The 16,785-nt window shown below is 60.6% G+C and carries 16 protein-coding genes and 1 riboswitch; of the genes, 7 read left to right on the top strand and 9 right to left on the bottom strand.

Translation table 11 applies throughout. The features are described from left to right. The first annotated feature begins 79 nt into the window (after positions 1 to 79). Positions 80 to 394 carry a hypothetical protein gene (locus tag Q0864_RS13245; protein ID WP_298570709.1) on the top strand — a complete coding sequence of 105 codons (315 nt, stop codon included), beginning with the start codon at positions 80 to 82 and terminating at the stop codon, positions 392 to 394. Here Q0864_RS13245 and Q0864_RS13240 read toward each other — a convergent pair. Further along, entirely contained in the window at positions 391 to 864 is a 474-nt protein-coding gene (locus Q0864_RS13240) for a GNAT family N-acetyltransferase (RefSeq protein ID WP_298570707.1), read from the bottom strand. The genes Q0864_RS13245 and Q0864_RS13240 overlap by 4 nt on opposite strands. Beyond that, a complete protein-coding gene (gene cobN / locus Q0864_RS13235; RefSeq protein ID WP_298570705.1) occupies positions 861 to 4,559 on the bottom strand; it encodes a cobaltochelatase subunit CobN in 3,699 nt (1,232 codons plus the stop codon). Before cobN ends, Q0864_RS13240 begins: the two co-directional genes overlap by 4 nt. A 64-nt stretch (positions 4,560 to 4,623) precedes the next feature. On the opposite strand from cobN, the gene Q0864_RS13230 reads away from it, so the two are divergent. Continuing rightward, positions 4,624 to 4,785, top strand: a complete 162-nt coding sequence (locus tag Q0864_RS13230) for a hypothetical protein (protein WP_247038451.1) — start codon at positions 4,624 to 4,626, stop codon at positions 4,783 to 4,785. A 7-nt stretch (positions 4,786 to 4,792) separates the two neighbouring features. On the opposite strand, the gene Q0864_RS13225 is transcribed toward Q0864_RS13230, so the two are convergent. Both Q0864_RS13225 and cobW read right to left on the bottom strand, forming a co-directional pair. After that, complete coding sequence (locus Q0864_RS13225) at positions 4,793 to 5,245, bottom strand: GNAT family N-acetyltransferase (RefSeq protein ID WP_298570701.1); 453 nt, start codon at positions 5,243 to 5,245, stop codon at positions 4,793 to 4,795. Beyond that, positions 5,242 to 6,327 carry a cobalamin biosynthesis protein CobW gene (gene cobW, locus Q0864_RS13220; protein ID WP_298570699.1) on the bottom strand — a complete coding sequence of 362 codons (1,086 nt, stop codon included), beginning with the start codon at positions 6,325 to 6,327 and terminating at the stop codon, positions 5,242 to 5,244. Before cobW ends, Q0864_RS13225 begins: the two co-directional genes overlap by 4 nt. 30 nt (positions 6,328 to 6,357) lie before the next feature. Beyond that, positions 6,358 to 6,564: riboswitch (cobalamin riboswitch) on the bottom strand. A 201-nt stretch (positions 6,565 to 6,765) separates the two neighbouring features. Between cobW and smc the strand changes: the two genes are divergently transcribed. Next, positions 6,766 to 10,221, top strand: a complete 3,456-nt coding sequence (smc, locus tag Q0864_RS13215; RefSeq protein WP_298570697.1) for a chromosome segregation protein SMC — start codon at positions 6,766 to 6,768, stop codon at positions 10,219 to 10,221. 70 nt (positions 10,222 to 10,291) lie between these two features. Continuing rightward, positions 10,292 to 10,759, top strand: coding sequence for a YbjN domain-containing protein (locus Q0864_RS13210; RefSeq protein WP_298570695.1), 468 nt, complete (start codon positions 10,292 to 10,294; stop codon positions 10,757 to 10,759). Positions 10,760 to 10,824: 65 nt separating this feature from the next. Here the strand turns inward: Q0864_RS13210 and Q0864_RS13205 are convergent, their stop codons facing one another. The 4 genes from Q0864_RS13205 to Q0864_RS13190 are packed head-to-tail and all read right to left on the bottom strand — an operon-like array spanning position 10,825 to position 14,290. Further along, positions 10,825 to 12,012 carry a lytic murein transglycosylase gene (locus tag Q0864_RS13205; protein WP_298570693.1) on the bottom strand — a complete coding sequence of 396 codons (1,188 nt, stop codon included), beginning with the start codon at positions 12,010 to 12,012 and terminating at the stop codon, positions 10,825 to 10,827. 48 nt (positions 12,013 to 12,060) lie between these two features. Continuing rightward, positions 12,061 to 12,978 carry an adenosylcobinamide-phosphate synthase CbiB gene (cbiB, locus tag Q0864_RS13200; protein ID WP_298570691.1) on the bottom strand — a complete coding sequence of 306 codons (918 nt, stop codon included), beginning with the start codon at positions 12,976 to 12,978 and terminating at the stop codon, positions 12,061 to 12,063. Then, entirely contained in the window at positions 12,975 to 13,922 is a 948-nt protein-coding gene (locus tag Q0864_RS13195; RefSeq protein ID WP_298570689.1) for a threonine-phosphate decarboxylase, read from the bottom strand. Before Q0864_RS13195 ends, cbiB begins: the two co-directional genes overlap by 4 nt. Next, on the bottom strand, positions 13,919 to 14,290 hold the full coding sequence (locus Q0864_RS13190) for a DUF1636 domain-containing protein (protein WP_298570687.1): 372 nt from the start codon (positions 14,288 to 14,290) through the stop codon (positions 13,919 to 13,921). Before Q0864_RS13190 ends, Q0864_RS13195 begins: the two co-directional genes overlap by 4 nt. 197 nt (positions 14,291 to 14,487) lie before the next feature. On the opposite strand from Q0864_RS13190, the gene Q0864_RS13185 reads away from it, so the two are divergent. From Q0864_RS13185 to Q0864_RS13175, 3 genes are read left to right on the top strand one after another with little or no spacing between them, the layout of a single operon-like run. Beyond that, entirely contained in the window at positions 14,488 to 14,856 is a 369-nt protein-coding gene (locus Q0864_RS13185) for a response regulator (protein WP_298570685.1), read from the top strand. A gap of 43 nt (positions 14,857 to 14,899) precedes the next feature. Next, positions 14,900 to 15,541 carry an HAD family phosphatase gene (locus Q0864_RS13180; protein ID WP_298570683.1) on the top strand — a complete coding sequence of 214 codons (642 nt, stop codon included), beginning with the start codon at positions 14,900 to 14,902 and terminating at the stop codon, positions 15,539 to 15,541. Then, positions 15,538 to 16,455 (top strand): ornithine cyclodeaminase, encoded by a 918-nt coding sequence (locus Q0864_RS13175; protein ID WP_298570681.1) that lies wholly within the window; start codon positions 15,538 to 15,540, stop codon positions 16,453 to 16,455. Before Q0864_RS13180 ends, Q0864_RS13175 begins: the two co-directional genes overlap by 4 nt. A gap of 95 nt (positions 16,456 to 16,550) precedes the next feature. Here Q0864_RS13175 and rpsU read toward each other — a convergent pair whose 3' ends face one another. Beyond that, on the bottom strand, positions 16,551 to 16,757 hold the full coding sequence (gene rpsU / locus Q0864_RS13170; RefSeq protein ID WP_091427324.1) for a 30S ribosomal protein S21: 207 nt from the start codon (positions 16,755 to 16,757) through the stop codon (positions 16,551 to 16,553). Positions 16,758 to 16,785: the final 28 nt, after the last annotated feature.

The following is a 16,785-nucleotide window of genomic DNA, read 5'->3' as shown; positions in this document are numbered from 1 at the left end:
CTGCCCTCGCGGAATTTCACGGTTTGTTAACCAAAACCGCTCACCATCGTGCGAAACCATCGGCGAAAGGGCCATTCAGATGCAAACCACTAGACCGTTGGTCGCGATTTTGAGTCTTGGAGTGTTTCTGGCCGCCTGCGACAGCCCCAGCCCGCAATTCATGTCCGCCGACACCAGCGTGAAGAAAGCAACCGTCGACGGCTCTACCTTTTCGGTCCACCGGCGCGAAAACTTCGTCGAAGTCTATCGCACAAGCTTCGAAGCCCTGCCCCGCCTTCCCATCATCCTTACCCGCGCGCAAATCGCGATCGAACAAGCGACGGGATGCCGGGTTGTCAAAGGGTCATTGTCTGGCGATCAAGCCATCCAACGGGCCGAGATTGACTGTAGCTAGCGCTCAGGCAGTGCTTTCTCGAACCGGCATGACGTAGGGCGGTCATATCCGGGATGGGCAGTTTCGGCGGTCTTCACGAACCCAAGTTTCTCAAATATTGCGTGATTTTCGATCAGTTCGACTCGTGTCTGCAAGATAAGCCGTGCACACCCCAACGCACTCGCTCGATTTTCAGCCAGCGCGATAAGGGCTCGCGCCAATCCCTGCCCGCGCACTGATGAATCAACTGCCAACTTGCCAACATAAAGCGCCGGAGGTGTCTCGTCTGGAAGGGGTGTCAGAAAAACACAAGCTGCTTCGCCGATGACCCAAACCTCTCCTTCGCGCGCCTGATTTGCGATATCGGCCTTTGTCAAACGGTGCAGCGAGCTGGGTGGATCAATCCGTCCCTCCATATTGACAAACGCACGATGCAGAAGCGCAAGGATTGGCGCAGCGTCTTCATCAGGGTCAAACCGGCGGGGCTTCATCTGAGCGTGTCCAACCTCGCCCGTGCCGAATTGGAGCGCGGAGTCCAAAGGCCCCGCTCGATCGCTTCCGTCAGCCGTTCAGCGATCTCTTTCAGCGCGGGCGCATTGTGTTCGTCGATGAAATCGCGCGTCTCGTCATCGTCGATGAATGCCGAATAGACCAGATCGAAATGATGCCCTTTCACCGCGCCCGTGGTGGCGGCGAAGGCGAACAGGTAATCGACGGTCGCGGCAATCTCGAACGCGCCCTTGTAGCCGTGGCGTTTCACCCCATCGATCCATTTCGGGTTCACGACACGTGACCGCACCACGCGCCCAATCTCGTCATCCAGTGTGCGGATCACCGGGCGTTCGGGCCGGGAATGGTCGTTGTGATAGATCGGCCGGTCGCGGCCTTGCAGTGTCGACACCGCTGCCGCCGCCCCGCCTTCAAACTGGTAGTAGTCATCGCTGTCCAGAATATCGTGTTCGCGGTTGTCTTGGTTCTGCACGATAGCCTCGACCTGACCCAGACGTGCTTCGAACCCTTCGCGGTCGCGCGCGCCTTCGGCTCCTGCGCCATAGGCATAGCCGCCCCATTCCAGATAAGCGTCCGCCAGATCAGCCTTGTTGGCCCAAAGCCGTTCATCAATCATTGCTTGAAGGCCTGCGCCATACGCGCCGGGTTTCGACCCATAGACCCGATGCGCCGTCTCACCTTCCCGCACACGCGCGGCGGCGGGGTTAACGTCTTCCGGTTCCTCCAGCGCCTGCACGGCGCGTGCGGCACTGTCGACCAGTGATATAAGCTGCGGGAACGCATCGCGGAAGAATCCAGACACGCGCAAGGTGACGTCCACACGCGGACGGCCCAGCGCAGTGGCTGGGATCACCTCGAACCCGGTCACGCGACGGTTGGCTCCGTCCCATTTTGGCTTCACGCCCATCAGCGCCAGTGCTTGTGCGATGTCATCCCCGCCCGTCCGCATATTTGCGGTTCCCCAAGCCGTGACGAGCAAAGCGCGCGGCCAGTCGCCATGGGTTTGCAGGTGTTTCTCGATCAAAAGGTTCGCTGATTTCCAGCCCAGCGCCCATGCGGTCGGGGTTGGCACGGCGCGGCTGTCGACGGAATAGAAGTTGCGGCCAGTCGGCAGCGTGTCCAGCCGCCCACGGGTTGGCGCGCCGGACGGCGCGGGAGCGACGAATTGCCCAGCAAGGGCGGTGAGGAGCCCCGTTTCCTCGCCGGGGCCACAGGCCGCCACATTCGGGCGCACGCGTTCTTTGATCTCATTCAGAACGGCGGTGCTGGCGCTGCCCGGTGCAGGAGTTTCTCCGTCCAGAAGACGGGCGGCCAGTTGCTCCAGCCGCTCAACTGTATCGCCGTTGCTGCGCCAAGCATCATCACCAGATAGGATGTCAGGCCGCGGGCCGCCCCACGGCTCGGCCATATCGCAATCCAGCGGGTCGAACTCCAAACCAAAATCAGACGCCAAGGCCCGGATCAACGACGCGTCCCCACCTTCACCTGTTCCGCGCGGTACCCGCACCAAAGCTTGCACCAAGTCACGCTCCAACCGCCCCTCAGGCGACTGACCAAACACGTGAAGGCCATCACGGATTTGCGCCTCTTTCAACTCGCACAGATAGGCATCCAGCTTGGCCAGATCCTGATCCTCATCATCCCCCGCCATACCGACATCGACATCCAGCCCGGTGGCAGAGGTCAGGCTCAGGATTTCACGGCGCAGATGGGTAATCCTGCGCGGGTCGACCCCGGCGGCCTCGTAATACTCGTCCACCAGCGCTTCCAGATCGCGCAGCGGGCCATAGGTCTCGGCGCGTGTAAGCGGCGGAGTCAGGTGGTCGATAATCACCGCTTGCGATCGGCGCTTGGCTTGCGTGCCTTCACCCGGATCGTTGACGATGAACGGATAGACATGCGGCGTTGGACCCAGCACAGCTTCGGGCCAGCATTCACCAGACAGGGCCACGGATTTCCCCGGCAACCATTCAAGGTTCCCATGCTTGCCCATATGCACAATCGCGTGCGCCCCAAAGGTGTGTCGCAGCCAGAAATAGAACGCGAGGTAGTTGTGCGGCGGCACAAGGTCGGGGCTGTGATAGGTGTCGGTCGGATCAATGTTATAGCCACGCGCAGGCTGCACCCCGACGACCACATTGCCGTATTCCAGAACCGACAACGCGAACGAACCGCAATCGACCGAACCGGGGGTATAGAACGGATCGGCTTCAGGCTTGCCCCAGCGCGTTTCAATCGCTTCGCGCAGTGCCCATGGCAGTTGGCCATAGCTGATCTGATACTCTGCCATCGACAGGGTTACCCCACCCGAGCGCGCGGCCCGGTCAGTCAGCCAATTGGTCGGCCCCGCCATCACGGCGTGCATCAAGGCATCGCTGTCGGCGGGTGCATCTGTGACGCGATAGCCGTTGGCTTCCAAAAGGCCCAGCGCGTGCACAACCGCGGCGGGTGTATCCAGCCCAACGCCATTGGCCAGTCGTCCGTCCTTGTTGGGATAGTTCGCCATGATCAGCGCCACGCGCCGATCGGCTGGGTCAGCCCGTCGCAGCTTGGCCCAACTGGCCGCAAGCTCGGCCACGAACTGCACCCGGTCGCCGCGCGCACGATAGGTGGCAATGGGGCATTCGGTGGCGTCGTCAAAGAACGCTTCGCCCTTGAAGCTGATTGCACGGGACAGGATGCGCCCATCCACCTCGGGCAGGGCCACATTCATCGCAATGTCGCGGGCAGAGAGGCCGGTCAAACCCTCTTCCCACGCTGCCTCGCTTGATCCAGCCAGAACGACCTGAAAGACCGGCGCGGCTTGGCACCAAGGCATCTGGAAGGGGTTCGATGCCCCTGACTGATGCTCGCCCTCATGCGGTGATCCGACCGCGAAGGAGGTGCAGTTCAGGATCACTGACGGGGCGGCCTCGGTGAACAAATGCTCCATCGTCGCGACCGACACTGGGTCTTTCAGCGACGCGACAAACACGGGCAGAGGGTTCAGACCCTGCCTGAGCAGCGCCTTCACCAATCGGTTGATCGGGTTCAGCCCGGCCCCCTGCACCAGCGCACGGTAGAACACAATCGGCACCACGGAGGCACCATCGGTCCATTCCGCCCGCGCCGCGTCCAGATCGGCGACCCCTGCGCCGGGCCAATAGACGCCAGCACGCAGCAAGGGGCGCGCGGCTTCGGGTTTGTCGCTGCCATCCAGCATAGCGCGGGTGTAGCTCAGGAACCCGACCGCATTTTCCGGCCCGCCCTCGACCAGATAGGCCCAGAGCGCGTCATAATCCTCATCCGAAACCGTAGACAACGCCCGCAATTCCGCATCCGGCTTGTCGTCACCGGGCAACAGCGCGAGCGGGACACCCGCATCGCGCAAATGCGCCGCGTATTGTTCGGCCCCGTATTTCCAATACCCGACACCGCCCAGCACGCGGGCGATCACCAATTTGGATTTGGTCGCGCAATTGTCGATATGCAGATCAACCGACATCGGGTGCGCCAGATGCATCATGTTGGCCAGACGCAATCCGGGTGGATCGGCCATTTCAACGCGCGCCTGCGACAGACCCGCCAATTCCGTATCTGCGGCCGAGATGAACACCACGTCGGCAGGCGTTTGCCCCAGATCAACGGGTTCCTTTCCGTCGTCGATGGAACCGGGTGTGGCGGCCAGAAGATGCATGTCGCGCCCTTTGCGAATTGGTGTTATGTGACCGGGCAATCTCATGCCCAATCAAGGTAGAACGATGGACTATAAAGCAGCCGGCGCGCCCAAGCCCGCCAAAGGCACCCCGCGCCACGCCGAACATAACGCCCGTGGCACCGAGAAGAACCCGCTGAACCGCAAGGACGACAAAGCGGCGCTGTTGGCCCGGATGAAAGCCGCCGCTGAAGCGAAGAAGGGCTGAGCGTTCGTCACAGCGCCTTCTCCATGAAGATTGAGCTGTTGGCCTCGGGGTAATCCCCAAACGGCCTGCAAATGCTGAACCCGGCGCGCTGGTAAAGCCGGTGTGCCGCATGAAGCACATTGCCGGTTTCCAGCTTCAAGGCGGCCAGACCCTTTTGGCGGGCTGTCTCTTCGATCCGCGCCAGCAGTGCCTCGCCCACGCCTTTGCCGCGCGCCTCGGTCGCGACGAACATCGACTTGACCTCGCCATAACTGCCCTTGTCGGCCAGTGCGCCGGTGCCAAGAACACTGCCCCCGTCGCGCGCCACGAAGAACGAAATCTCGGGCACGCAAAGGTCGTTTATGTCCAGATAGAAATTATCCTCGGGCGGGAATAATTCTTCCATCAGCGAATGACTTTGCTGAAGCAGAGCCGTTGCCCCCGGATCACGGGGATCGCCGGGGGTGACGTCGATGGTCATGCCACCAAGGCCTTTTCGATGGCGACGCGGTCCAGCCCGGACTGGCCGATCACCACCAGACGGGTTTCGCGCGGCTGGGCGCCGAAGGGCTGGTCATAATACGTATCGACACGTGGACCAACCGCTTGCAAGGTCAGGCGCATCGGTTTGCCTGAAACGGCGGCAAAACCTTTCAGGCGCAGGATGTTATGGTCACGGATCGTTTGGGCAACTTGCTCGGCAAACGCCGCCGGATCAGCAACTTCGGCCCGTGTCACAACAAAGCTTTCGAACGCATCATGGTCGTGGTCATGATGATGGTGGTTGTCATCGTCGTGATGGTCATCATCGTGATCATGGTGATCATCGTGATGCCCTTGCTCGTGTTGTGACAAGCGTGCGTCCATGTCATCTTCGGCACCGACACCCTGACCCAGCAACACCTCGACCGGCAAAACACCCATCGACGTGCGCACGACCTGCACACCCTTTCGCGCATCGCCGGACAGCTTGCCCACCAATGCTTGGGCCTCATCCTCGCCCAGCAGGTCAGACTTGTTCACGACGATCATGTCGGCGCAGGCCACCTGATCGGCGAACAGTTCGGACAACGGTGTTTCGTGGTCAAGGTTGTCATCCATCTTGCGCTGTGCTTCGACCGCCGCAAGGTTCGACGCGAACTGACCGTCCGAAACGGCTTTGCCATCCACCACGGTGACGACGCCATCGACGGTCACGCGAGTGGAAATCTCGGGCCACTGAAAAGCGCGCACCAAGGGTTGCGGCAGCGCCAGCCCTGACGTTTCAATCACAATGTGATCGGGCGGCGTATCACGATCCAGCAGCTTTTCCAGCGTCGGGATGAAATCCTCGGCCACGGTGCAGCAAATGCAGCCGTTCGACAGCTCCATGATGTCATCCTCGGAACAGGTTTCGTCCCCGCAGCCTTTCAGGATGTCCCCATCCACGCCCAGATCGCCAAATTCGTTGATGATCAGCGCAATGCGCTTGCCGTTTGCGTTGTCCAGCATGTGACGGATCAGAGTGGTTTTGCCAGCACCAAGAAAGCCAGTGACAACAGTGGCGGGTATTTTGCTTTGCATCTTGTCCTCCAAGCCCCGTCTCCCCGACGGGTGGGTTTCATTGCGCATGGCAGGTCTCCTGGCTTTGCGGGTCAAAGCGTCCGTCCGCCTTCCCGGCCCGTTTGGGCCAGTGGCATCAGGTGGACGCTCACCGCTTACAGTCGCGGGGGCGGCTGCAGCATCGGGCCCCGGATTGGGTCACCCTCACTGCATTCCCTATTCTCCCCTGAACGGGGAACCATGCGGCCCCTGTTTGCCGTGCGAGGCTTGGCAGGGTCAAGCCGGAAACCGACCCGACACCACGCTTTGACGGCAATGCCCGGCGCGAGGGGCGGTTCAAATGCAATATCTTGTGGATAACCCGCCGAAATCATCCATATGTCGCGGTCAGTCGTTGACTCGCCCACAATCCCCCGAAAAACTCAGTGTCTGAGAAGAATCAAAGATGAGGCAGACCGCTTGCGGTTTTCAAAACTCCGCCTGAATGGCTTCAAAAGCTTCGTGGACCCGACCGATCTGGTGATCGCGGACGGGCTGACAGGCGTGGTCGGGCCAAATGGCTGCGGCAAGTCGAACCTGCTGGAAGCCCTGCGCTGGGTGATGGGCGAAAACCGCCCGACCGCCATGCGCGGCGGCGGAATGGAAGACGTGATTTTTGCAGGTGCCTCGACCCGACCCGCCCGCAACTTTGCCGAGGTGGCGCTTCTGCTGGATAACAGCGAACGGCTGGCCCCGTCCGGTTTCAACGACAACGACAATCTTGAGATTGTGCGCCGGATCACGCGCGATGCGGGCTCGGCCTATAAGGTCAACACCAAGGATGTGCGAGCGCGCGACGTGCAGATGCTGTTTGCTGACGCCTCGACCGGGGCGCATTCGCCCGCGCTGGTGCGTCAGGGGCAAATCAGCGAGTTGATCAACGCGAAACCGAAATCCCGTCGGCGCATTCTGGAAGAGGCCGCCGGCATTTCCGGGCTGTATCAACGCCGCCATGAGGCTGAGTTGAAGTTGAAGGGCACCGAGACCAACCTGTCGCGTGTTGACGATGTGATCGAACAATTGGCGTCGCAACTGGGCCAGTTGGCGCGGCAAGCCCGGCAGGCGGCCCGCTATCGCACCATCGGGGATGATCTGCGCCGCGCCGAGGGGCTGTTGCTCTATCGTCGCTGGAAAGAAGCGGACGCCGCCCGCGCCGAGGCGGAAGCCCAACTGACTGAGCGGGTGAAAGCCGCCGCTGCCGCCGAAGGTGCCGCGCGTGCGGCCAGCAAAGCCCGGCAAGAGGCCGAAGACCGCCTGCCACCGCTTCGCGAAGAAGAAGCCGTCGCCGCCGCCATCCTGCAGCGCCTTCAAGTGCAACGCGACCAGCTGTCCGATCAGGAAGCCCAGGCCCGCCAGCGGATTGAAACCCTGACCGCCCGGATCACCCAACTTTCCCGCGACATCGAGCGTGAAAGCGGGTTGAACAAAGACGCTGGCGAAACGATTGAACGGTTGGAGTGGGAACAGGCGCAGCTTGCCAAAGCGTCGGATGGCCATGACGCGGCGCTGGAAGCTGCCCATGCCGATGCGCGCGAAAGTGCGGCGATTTTACAGGAGCGCGAAGGCGATCTGTCCCAACTGACCGAAGACGTCGCGCGCCTGTCCGCGCGCCACCAATCGGCGCACCGCCTGTTGGAAGACAGCCGCAAGACGCTTGAGAAAAGCGAAGGCGAGGCTGAACGTGCCCGCGCCGCAATGGACGACGCCAAAGGGGCATTGGACAAGGCGGGGGCAGATTACGACGCGGCCAAGACCGCTGAAACCACCGCCGCAAAAGCCGCCGAAGCCGCCGAAGCCGCTTTGGTCGCCGCAGACGAGGCGCGCGCTGACGCACAGGCCCGCGAGGCCGACGCCCGCGCTGCCCGGTCCTCGGCCGAAGGTGAGGTGAACGCGTTGCACGCCGAGGTTCAGGCATTGGCGCGGCTGGTCGAACGTGATGCGTCCGAAGGCGGGCAGGTTCTGGACGATCTGCGGGTCAAGCCCGGCTATGAAAAGGCGCTTGGCGCGGCGCTGGCGGATGACCTGCGTGCGCCCGCGATTGATGGGGACGCACCGTCTGGCTGGGCATCGCTACCCGCTTATGCGCAAGCACAGCCCCTGCCCGATGGCGTCAACGCCCTGTCCAATTATGTCACGGTTCCAGAGGTGCTGGCCCGCCGGATGAGCCAGATCGGGCTGGTCAATACAGAAGACGCCACCCGTCTGCAGGCTGACCTGAAACCGGGCCAGCGCCTGGTGTCGACCGAAGGCGACCTGTGGCGTTGGGACGGGTTCCGGGCTGGGGCAGAAGATCAACCCTCGACGGCTGCCCTGCGCCTTGAACAGCTGAACCGCCTGCAAGAACTGAAACAGGATCTTGAGGAAGCCTCGGCCCGTGCGGATGGCGCACGCGCGGCCCATGAAACGCTGAAAACCCGACTGATTGAGACCACCGATGCCGACAAGCGCGCACGCGACGCCCGTCGCGACGCCGACCGCGCGATGGCGGACGCCAACCGCGCCCTGTCCCGTGCCGAAGCGGATCGCAATATCGCTGGTGGCAAGCTGGAAAACCTCGGCATGGCCCTGAAACGCCACGAGGAAGAATCCATGGGGTCGCGGCAGCGGTTGGTGGAAGCCGAACGCGGCGTGGCCGATCTGGGCGATCTGGACGCGGCGCGCGCGCAGGTCGAAGACGTCAAGATGGCCGTGGAAGCCGCGCGGATGACGATGATGGCCAAACGCTCGTCCCACGATGAATTGCGCCGCGAAGGTGAAGCGCGCACCCGCCGCTCGCAGGAAATCATCAAAGAGGTGTCCGGCTGGAAACACCGCCTTGAAACGGCGGGAAAACGGATTGCCGAGCTGGAAGAGCGCAAAACCGAAAGCGAAGCTGAGCTGGCGGAGGCGAGCGCGACCCCGGAAGCATTGGCCGCCAAACGTGACGAACTTGCCGACGCGATCGACGAGGCTGAAACCCGGCGCAAAGGTGCCGCGGACAAGCTGGCCAAGGGCGAAACTGCAGAGCGCGAGGCGACAAATGCCGAACGTGAAGCCGAACGCGCCGCCGGTGAGGCCCGCGAGGCCCGCGCGCGCGCAGAAGCGCGCACCGAGGCCGCCCGCGAGACCGTGACCTATGCCGTTGAACGCATTGCCGAGGACATGGAAACAACGCCCGACGCGCTATTGGAGAGCCTCGACGGCGACCCCGACAAGATGCCGTCAGCCGAGCAAATCGAACACGACGTGAACCGCCTGAAACGCCAGCGCGATGCCTTGGGGGCCGTGAACCTGCGCGCCGAAGAGGACGCGAAAGAGGTTCAGGAAGAACACGATACGCTGCTCAAGGAAAAGACCGATCTGGAAGAGGCGATCAAGAAGCTGCGCAGCGGCATTGCCAGCCTGAACAAGGAAGGGCGCGAACGCCTTTTGACCGCGTTTGAAGAGGTGAACGGCAGCTTTGGCAACCTGTTCAAACACCTGTTTGGCGGTGGCGAAGCGAAGCTGGTTCTGGTCGAAAGCGATGACCCGCTGGAAGCTGGGCTTGAGATCATGTGCCAACCGCCGGGCAAGAAGCTATCGACGCTCAGCTTGCTGTCGGGTGGTGAACAGACACTGACCGCTCTGGCCCTGATCTTCGCCGTTTTCCTTGCCAACCCCGCCCCGATCTGCGTGCTGGACGAAGTCGACGCGCCCTTGGACGACGCCAACGTCACGCGGTTCTGTGACCTGCTGGACGAAATGACGCGTCGCACCGACACAAGGTTCCTGATCATCACCCACCACGCGGTGACCATGGCGCGGATGGACCGCCTGTTTGGCGTCACAATGGCCGAGATGGGCGTCAGCCAACTTGTCAGCGTCGACCTGAAGAACGCCGAGGCCTTGGTCGCCTAAAGCCGGATCGTTGCGCCGGATGTGAAACCCAAATAGGGTGTGCGCAGAGCGATTTCAGGGAGTTGGGATATTGAAACCATTTTTGCTTGCCGCAGCGGCATTTTTTTCCGCAGGCTTTGCCACGGGTGCTTGCGCTGAGACGATCAAGGCGTCCGAGCCGCAATCGGTTCTGGACTACTTCACCGCGATCGGAGCGCCAGCGAACCTGACCGAAGACAATGTCGGCGATCCCCTGATCGAAATCCAGTATTATGGCACCAAGTTCGCGGTGTTCTTCTATGGCTGCCGAGAGGCGAAGAATTGCGATTCGCTTCAGATGTTTTCGGGCTATACCGCTGACACCAAGATCACTTTGGAAGCTTTGAACGCCTGGAACGCAGAACAGCGCTATGGGCGGGTCTACCAAGCCGAGGACGGGCGCAAGCTGCTGGAATACGACATCTACACCGGGAATGCCGGGGTCAGTTCAGACGATTTCGACGAGATATTCGACATCTGGACAGAGCTTGTCAAAAGCTTCGAAGACGCGCTGTCCTGAGCCCAAAATCTCCTTTTGGGGCCATTTTTTGCCGAGGGTCGCAATGGTGTTCGGGCTGGGACCGATCAAAGCGCCTTTAACAAGCTGGCTGTCGGCCAGGAATCGGCTGGAAGGCCAAGGCGGATCTGCTCTTGCTGAATGGCGACGCGGGTCTTGGCACCAAGGATTCCATCGACCTTTCCGACATCATGCCCACGCGCCTTCAACTTTTTTTGGAGCGATTTCATCTGTTGACCCGAGAAGGCCGGATCCGGTTTGCCCACCGTGTAGACTGGCGCGCCTTCAAGGCGTGTGGCGAAATAGGCCGCTGTCATCACGTAGACGAAGCTTTTGTTCCATTCGAAATAAACCCTGAAGTTCGGGTAGGCGATGAAGGCTGGGCCTTTGCGACCCTGCGGCAGAATGATTGATGCCTCAAGATTTGACGGACCCAAGGCCCCATGGCGCGGCTTGACGCCCAGTTGGGCCCATTGCGCAACGCTCATCTGGTGAGTCAAACCGGTCTTAGACCAGTCTAAGTTCTTTGGCACTGCAACCTCTTGCAGCCAGGGCTCACCCGCCCGCCAGCCCAGTTTGCGCAGCATGTTGGCTCCAGATAGAAGCGCATCGGCAGGGGATGTGCGCAGATCGACACGCGCGTTTCCATCAGCGTCTACACCCGCTTCGATGATATCGCCCGGCAGCATCTGGACCATGCCAATTTCGCCGGCCCATGCGCCCTTTGACGTGGAAGGGTTAAAGCTTCCGTGTTCAAAAAGTTGAAGGGCAGCAAAGACTTGCGGTTGAAACAGCTGTGGCCGTCGGCAGTCATGTGACAAGGTCATCAGAGAGTTCAGAGTGTTGAAATTGCCCTGCACCGCGCCATAGTCGGTCTCAAAAGCCCAGAAGGCAGTCAGAACACCGCGGCTGACTCCATATTTGCTTTCCATCACATTGAAAACACTTGAGTGTTTTTGCAGCATCGACTTGCCACGCGCCAATCGGTCATTGCTGATCAAACGCTGTGAGAAGTCTACAAACGGTCGCTGAAAGATGCCTTGCGCCCGATCCGCCTTCAGGGTGGCAGGATCCTGGCGAACAGAGGCGAAAAACTTGTCGACGCTCGCCTTGGTGTGCCCGCGCGAAACGGCCTCGTCCTTCATCGCCGACGTGAAGCTTTTGAATCCACCACCACACGGCACAAGCGTGCCAGCCTCGGACGGTGCGGCGCCAAGCAAAAGAGCCGCGACAACGCCCCTGAATAGATTTCGCATAGATAATCCCCCAGAACGGTAACCAGAGCACAGGTTACCTGACTGGTGTCACGTGGCAACCGCAAGAAGGATTACAAACCCCAAGAGCAACCACCAGCCGGACCACAGCATATCAACGGATTGGTCGATTTCCTTCGCGCCGATGTCGCGTGCGCCTTTGCCGTTTACCCATGGAAAGTCCTGCAGACGACCCTCATAAGACCGGGGGCCGGACAGTGCGACATCCAGGGTTGCGGCCATCGCGGCCTCGGGCCATCCGGCGTTCGGGGAACGATGCAATGGGGCGTCTCGGCGGATCAAAGGCAAGGCACCCCAACCGCGTTTGCTCGCAATGAAAAGCAAGGCCGTCGCGCGCGCCGGAATCCAGTTCATCGCATCATCAAGACGGGCTGCGAACTTGCCAAACGCCTCGTGGCGTGGCGTTCGATGGCCGATCATGCTGTCAGCGGTGTTCACCAATTTGTAGACGAACAAGCCGGGCAGTCCTGCAACAAGGAACCAGAAAACAGGCGCAACGACCCCGTCTGAAAAATTCTCTGCAGCGCTTTCGATCGCGCTTCGTGAAACTGCTGCGCCGTTCATGTCCGACGTATCCCGCCCCACGATCATGGCGACCGAGGCGCGCCCTGCAGAAACAGAGCCGCGCAGCCCATCGGCAACGGCCTGAACATGGTCCGACAGGGACCGTTGTGCCAGCAGGATGGCTGCGATGAGGATCTCGAATAACCCGCCCATGGGCAGATCAGAAATGACCCAGCCCAGCGCAGCAGCAATGACGCAGAAGGCCAGCACGCCAACCGCACCCTTGGCAAATCGGTTGGCCCCTTCATTGAAGGTCTCGTCCAGCCAGCCAACCGCGCGGCCCATCAGGACAGCAGGATGCGGAACCCGTTTCCAAAGCCAAGCAGGTTCGCCCAAAAGCGCATCAAGGATCATTGCGAGCGCAAGGCTACCGGCCAAGCTCATAGCGCGGCCTCCACCTGATCCCAACGATCAGACGCGGGCAGACCCAGCCGCAACCAGCGATCTGAATACGGGAAGATGCGCGACCAGACCTGACCGCGTGCAAACCGATCCTGCCACGCCACCGCGTCGCCCACGTCATAGAGCCGAAACAAGGTCGTGCCGCCGACCAGCTTGGCGCCTTTAGCGGTGACCAGCGCGTCAAGCCGTGCGGCGTCGCGCCCAAGCCGTTGCCGGGTCGAAGTGGCCCACGATTGATCGGACAGCGCCCGCGCACCGATTTCCAAGGCCGGGCCAGACACCTGCCACGGGCCGATAGCCTCGCGCAGCTTGTCGATCAGAAGCGGGTCACCTACAGCAAAGCCAAGCCGCACCCCTGCAAGCCCCCAGAACTTACCAAAGCTTTTCAGAACGATCACACCGGGCCGCGTCGCTGCGGCGATCAGGCTGGCAGCTGGTTCGACATCACAAAAGCTTTCATCAATCACACTAAGGGCTTGGTCATACGAAGGGTCGCGCCAGAAATGCCCATCAGGATTGTTGGGGTGAACGATCACGCGCGCATCACCTAAGCCAGCTTCATCGACATGCCACCCCTGCGCACGAAAAGCGGCGGCGTGTTCATTGTAGGTTGGGCCAGAAATCACGACACGCCCCACTGACTGCAACGTCGGCACACGCGCGATCAACGACGAGGCCCCGGGTGCGGCAAGAACAGCCGCGCCTTCAGGCACAGTCCAAAACGCGCGCGCCGCGGCTTCGAGTCGAGAAAACGCTGCTTGGTCCGGCAAGGCCGTCCACGCATTGGGTGAGATGTCACCAATCGGGTAAGCCATAGGGTTGATACCCGTAGACAGGTCAAGCCAACGGTCACGCTGTCCGCCATATGTGGCGATGGCGGCATCCAACCCACCACCATGGTCGCGTATGTGTTGGCGCTGCGTCATTCGTCGTCGGGTAACGGCATGTGGCGGGTTACGAAATGGCCTTTCACCGCCTGCGGCCATTCGCGGTAAGGCACCTGACCTGAGGCACTGTTGGCATGTGCCTTGGCGTAATCCACGACGCCCTGCGCGGCCTCGACCGTTGGGTCGAATTTGCCCAATGTATAGGCCAGTTTGCCTTCAGCCTGAATGGCAACGTTACAGCTGTTGTCACACCCCATCAGGCACGACACGCGCCGTGTCCGGACCTCGGATCCATCGGCGCGGGCCTCGATCAGGGCGGCCAGAACCTCGCCATCAGTCAAAGGGGAGCGGATTGCATCCCAATCTTCGCGTTTACAAGTATCGCAAATCGTAATCCAGGTGGTCATCGCGCGCTCCCTTTTCCTGCTTGGGGTTGAAACGGAAAACCACGAAAAAGACAATGGCATTTGCCGAATCCAAGCCAATTGCGCCACCGACGCCAATTCGATGGATGCACAGACGCCAAGTTTCCCCTTAACCCTAACTGCGCTTACCGATAGGAAATCACATCTGCGCATGTCATCATGCAAGTTGGAGAGCAAAAATGAGGGTTCTGATCGTAGAAGCCAGTCCAGGTTTGGCGCATGTCTGGTCCAGCCACTTGTCACGACAAGGGGCAGTTGTTTCATGTGCTCATTCAGGCGCAGACGCCACAACGACACTGAACGAAAACCACTTTGACGTGGTGGTGATAAATACCGATTTCGAAGACGGAAAAGGTCTGGCGATTGCTGACTTCGTCGCTTTTCGCCTGCCAGATGCGCGGGTCGTCTTTGTCACCGGATCAAGCTTCTTCTCAGACGGGTCGATCTTCAACCATGCCGCCAACGCACACGCTTGCGTATCAGCAGATACGTCCCCCGAAGATCTTGCAACTGTCGTCGATTTCCACGGACGCGCGAGCCGCGCCTGAGCATCTGACTTGCAAAGCCGGGCGACTGGGATAGGGTTCGGGTATGACCTTAAACCAACCCCAATCCCCCAAACCCGACGCCGTAGTCTTCGACATCGGGAATGTCCTGATCCGCTGGCAGCCCGAAGACCTGTATGATGAATGGATCGGGCCCGAGCGCCGTCGGCAAATGTTCGATACCGTCGATCTTCACGCGATGAATGATCGGGTGGATCGCGGCGAGGGGTTTCGACAGATCATCTATGACACCGCCGAGGCCTATCCGGAGTTTCGCGCGGAAATCCAGTTGTGGCATGACCGCTGGCTGGACATGGCGCAGCCTGCCATTGATCTGTCTGTCAAAACACTCCGCGCGTTGAAGGCACGCGGTGTGCCCGTATTTGCCCTGTCCAACTTCGGACGAGAGACCTTTGATCTGGCAAAGGCAAAATTCGACTTCCTGTCCGATTTCGACCGCCCCTATATCTCGGGCCATATGGGCGTGATCAAACCCGAGGCACAGATTTACGAGATGGTCGAGGCCGATTGCGGCGTCGCCCCAGATGGTCTTTTGTTTGTTGACGATCGCGCCGACAATATCACCGCCGCAGCCGGGCGCGGCTGGCAAACCCATCACTTCTCCGGGCCAGAGGTTTGGTCCGATCATCTGATCGCACTTGGATTGATCGACAAGGCGGACTTATGACCCCAGACATGATCCCGTTCGACGCTGAAACGCTGTTGGATTGGCGCGCGCTGACCGATGCATTGATCCAAGGCCATACCCGCCCAAAGGCCGAAATCGGCGACACGTTCCTGTATCGTGGCGAGGATACGATGCTGACCCGATCCGCGTGGATCGACGGGCTGGGGATTGCCGTGAAGACCGCCAACATCATGCCCGGCAATCCGGGGCGGGGCGAGCCAATGATCCACGGTGCGGTGAACCTGTATGACGACGTCACAGGACTGCTGGATGCGATTGTCGATTTTCACTTGGTCACCAAATGGAAAACCGCTGGAGACAGCGTGTTGGGCGCGCGGCTTTTGGCACGTCCCGACAGCAAGGTGATCTTGATCGTCGGCGCAGGCACGGTCGGGCGAAACCTGCGCGAGGCGTATGGTGCTCTATTCCCACAAGCGCGTTTTCTGATCTGGAACCGCAGCCCTGACGGGGCCACGCGCTTCGCTGACGATTGCGACAAGACAGAGACGATCGCCTCGCTGGAAGAGGGTGTCGCGCAGGCGGACATCATCACTTCAGCCACCATGACCACGGACCCGCTGATCAAGGGCGACTGGCTGCGCCCCGGACAACATCTGGACCTGATCGGCGCTTATCGCGCGGACATGCGCGAGGCCGACGATACCGCCCTGACCCGCGCACGTCTGTTCATGGACAGCCGTGATACCGTTCTGGATCATATTGGCGAATTCAAAGACCCGCTCGCGCGTGGCGTGATCAAGCAGGGCGACGTTGTGGGCGACCTTTATGATCACAAAGACGGCGTATTCACGCGCCAGCCTGACGACATCACGCTTTATAAAAACGGCGGCGGCGCGCATCTGGATCTGATGACCAGCCGATACATTCTGGATGCTTGGCGGACGGCGAATTAATCCCCACCAAAAAAACAAACCCCCGAAGCGGATGCTGCGGGGGTCGTTTTTGGCGAGCGGTTGACAACCCACTCACCGGGTCGCTTGGGGATGATTTACATCATACCTTCGCGTTGTGCTTTCTTCCGAGCCAGCTTGCGCTGACGGCGAATCGCTTCCGCTTTTTCGCGAGCTTTTTTCTCGGAGGGCTTCTCGAAATGTTGCCGAAGCTTCATCTCGCGGAAGACACCTTCACGCTGAAGTTTCTTCTTCAGCGCACGAAGCGCTTGGTCTACGTTGTTATCGCGTACCGAAACCTGCATGTGGTTGTCACCACCTTTCTAAGTTAGA

Source organism: uncultured Aliiroseovarius sp., assembly GCF_947497285.1.
Classification (GTDB): Bacteria; Pseudomonadota; Alphaproteobacteria; order Rhodobacterales; family Rhodobacteraceae; genus Aliiroseovarius.
This window is presented reverse-complemented; position numbering and strand designations above follow the sequence as displayed.

Excerpts from the sequence above, each read along its gene's own strand:
- cobN (WP_298570705.1), bottom strand. The coding sequence starts at position 4,559 with ATGCATCTTCTGGCCGCCACACCCGGTTCCATCGACGACGGAAAGGAA.
- Q0864_RS13190 (WP_298570687.1), bottom strand. The coding sequence starts at position 14,290 with ATGACCACCTGGATTACGATTTGCGATACTTGTAAACGCGAAGATTGG.
- Q0864_RS13175 (WP_298570681.1), top strand. The coding sequence starts at position 15,538 with ATGACCCCAGACATGATCCCGTTCGACGCTGAAACGCTGTTGGATTGG.
- cbiB (WP_298570691.1), bottom strand. The coding sequence starts at position 12,978 with ATGAGCTTGGCCGGTAGCCTTGCGCTCGCAATGATCCTTGATGCGCTT.
- Q0864_RS13185 (WP_298570685.1), top strand. The coding sequence starts at position 14,488 with ATGAGGGTTCTGATCGTAGAAGCCAGTCCAGGTTTGGCGCATGTCTGG.
- Q0864_RS13195 (WP_298570689.1), bottom strand. The coding sequence starts at position 13,922 with ATGACGCAGCGCCAACACATACGCGACCATGGTGGTGGGTTGGATGCC.
- Q0864_RS13245 (WP_298570709.1), top strand. The coding sequence starts at position 80 with ATGCAAACCACTAGACCGTTGGTCGCGATTTTGAGTCTTGGAGTGTTT.
- Q0864_RS13230 (WP_247038451.1), top strand. The coding sequence starts at position 4,624 with ATGGACTATAAAGCAGCCGGCGCGCCCAAGCCCGCCAAAGGCACCCCG.
- Q0864_RS13240 (WP_298570707.1), bottom strand. The coding sequence starts at position 864 with ATGAAGCCCCGCCGGTTTGACCCTGATGAAGACGCTGCGCCAATCCTT.
- Q0864_RS13205 (WP_298570693.1), bottom strand. The coding sequence starts at position 12,012 with ATGCGAAATCTATTCAGGGGCGTTGTCGCGGCTCTTTTGCTTGGCGCC.
- Q0864_RS13225 (WP_298570701.1), bottom strand. The coding sequence starts at position 5,245 with ATGACCATCGACGTCACCCCCGGCGATCCCCGTGATCCGGGGGCAACG.
- cobW (WP_298570699.1), bottom strand. The coding sequence starts at position 6,327 with ATGCAAAGCAAAATACCCGCCACTGTTGTCACTGGCTTTCTTGGTGCT.
- Q0864_RS13180 (WP_298570683.1), top strand. The coding sequence starts at position 14,900 with ATGACCTTAAACCAACCCCAATCCCCCAAACCCGACGCCGTAGTCTTC.
- rpsU (WP_091427324.1), bottom strand. The coding sequence starts at position 16,757 with ATGCAGGTTTCGGTACGCGATAACAACGTAGACCAAGCGCTTCGTGCG.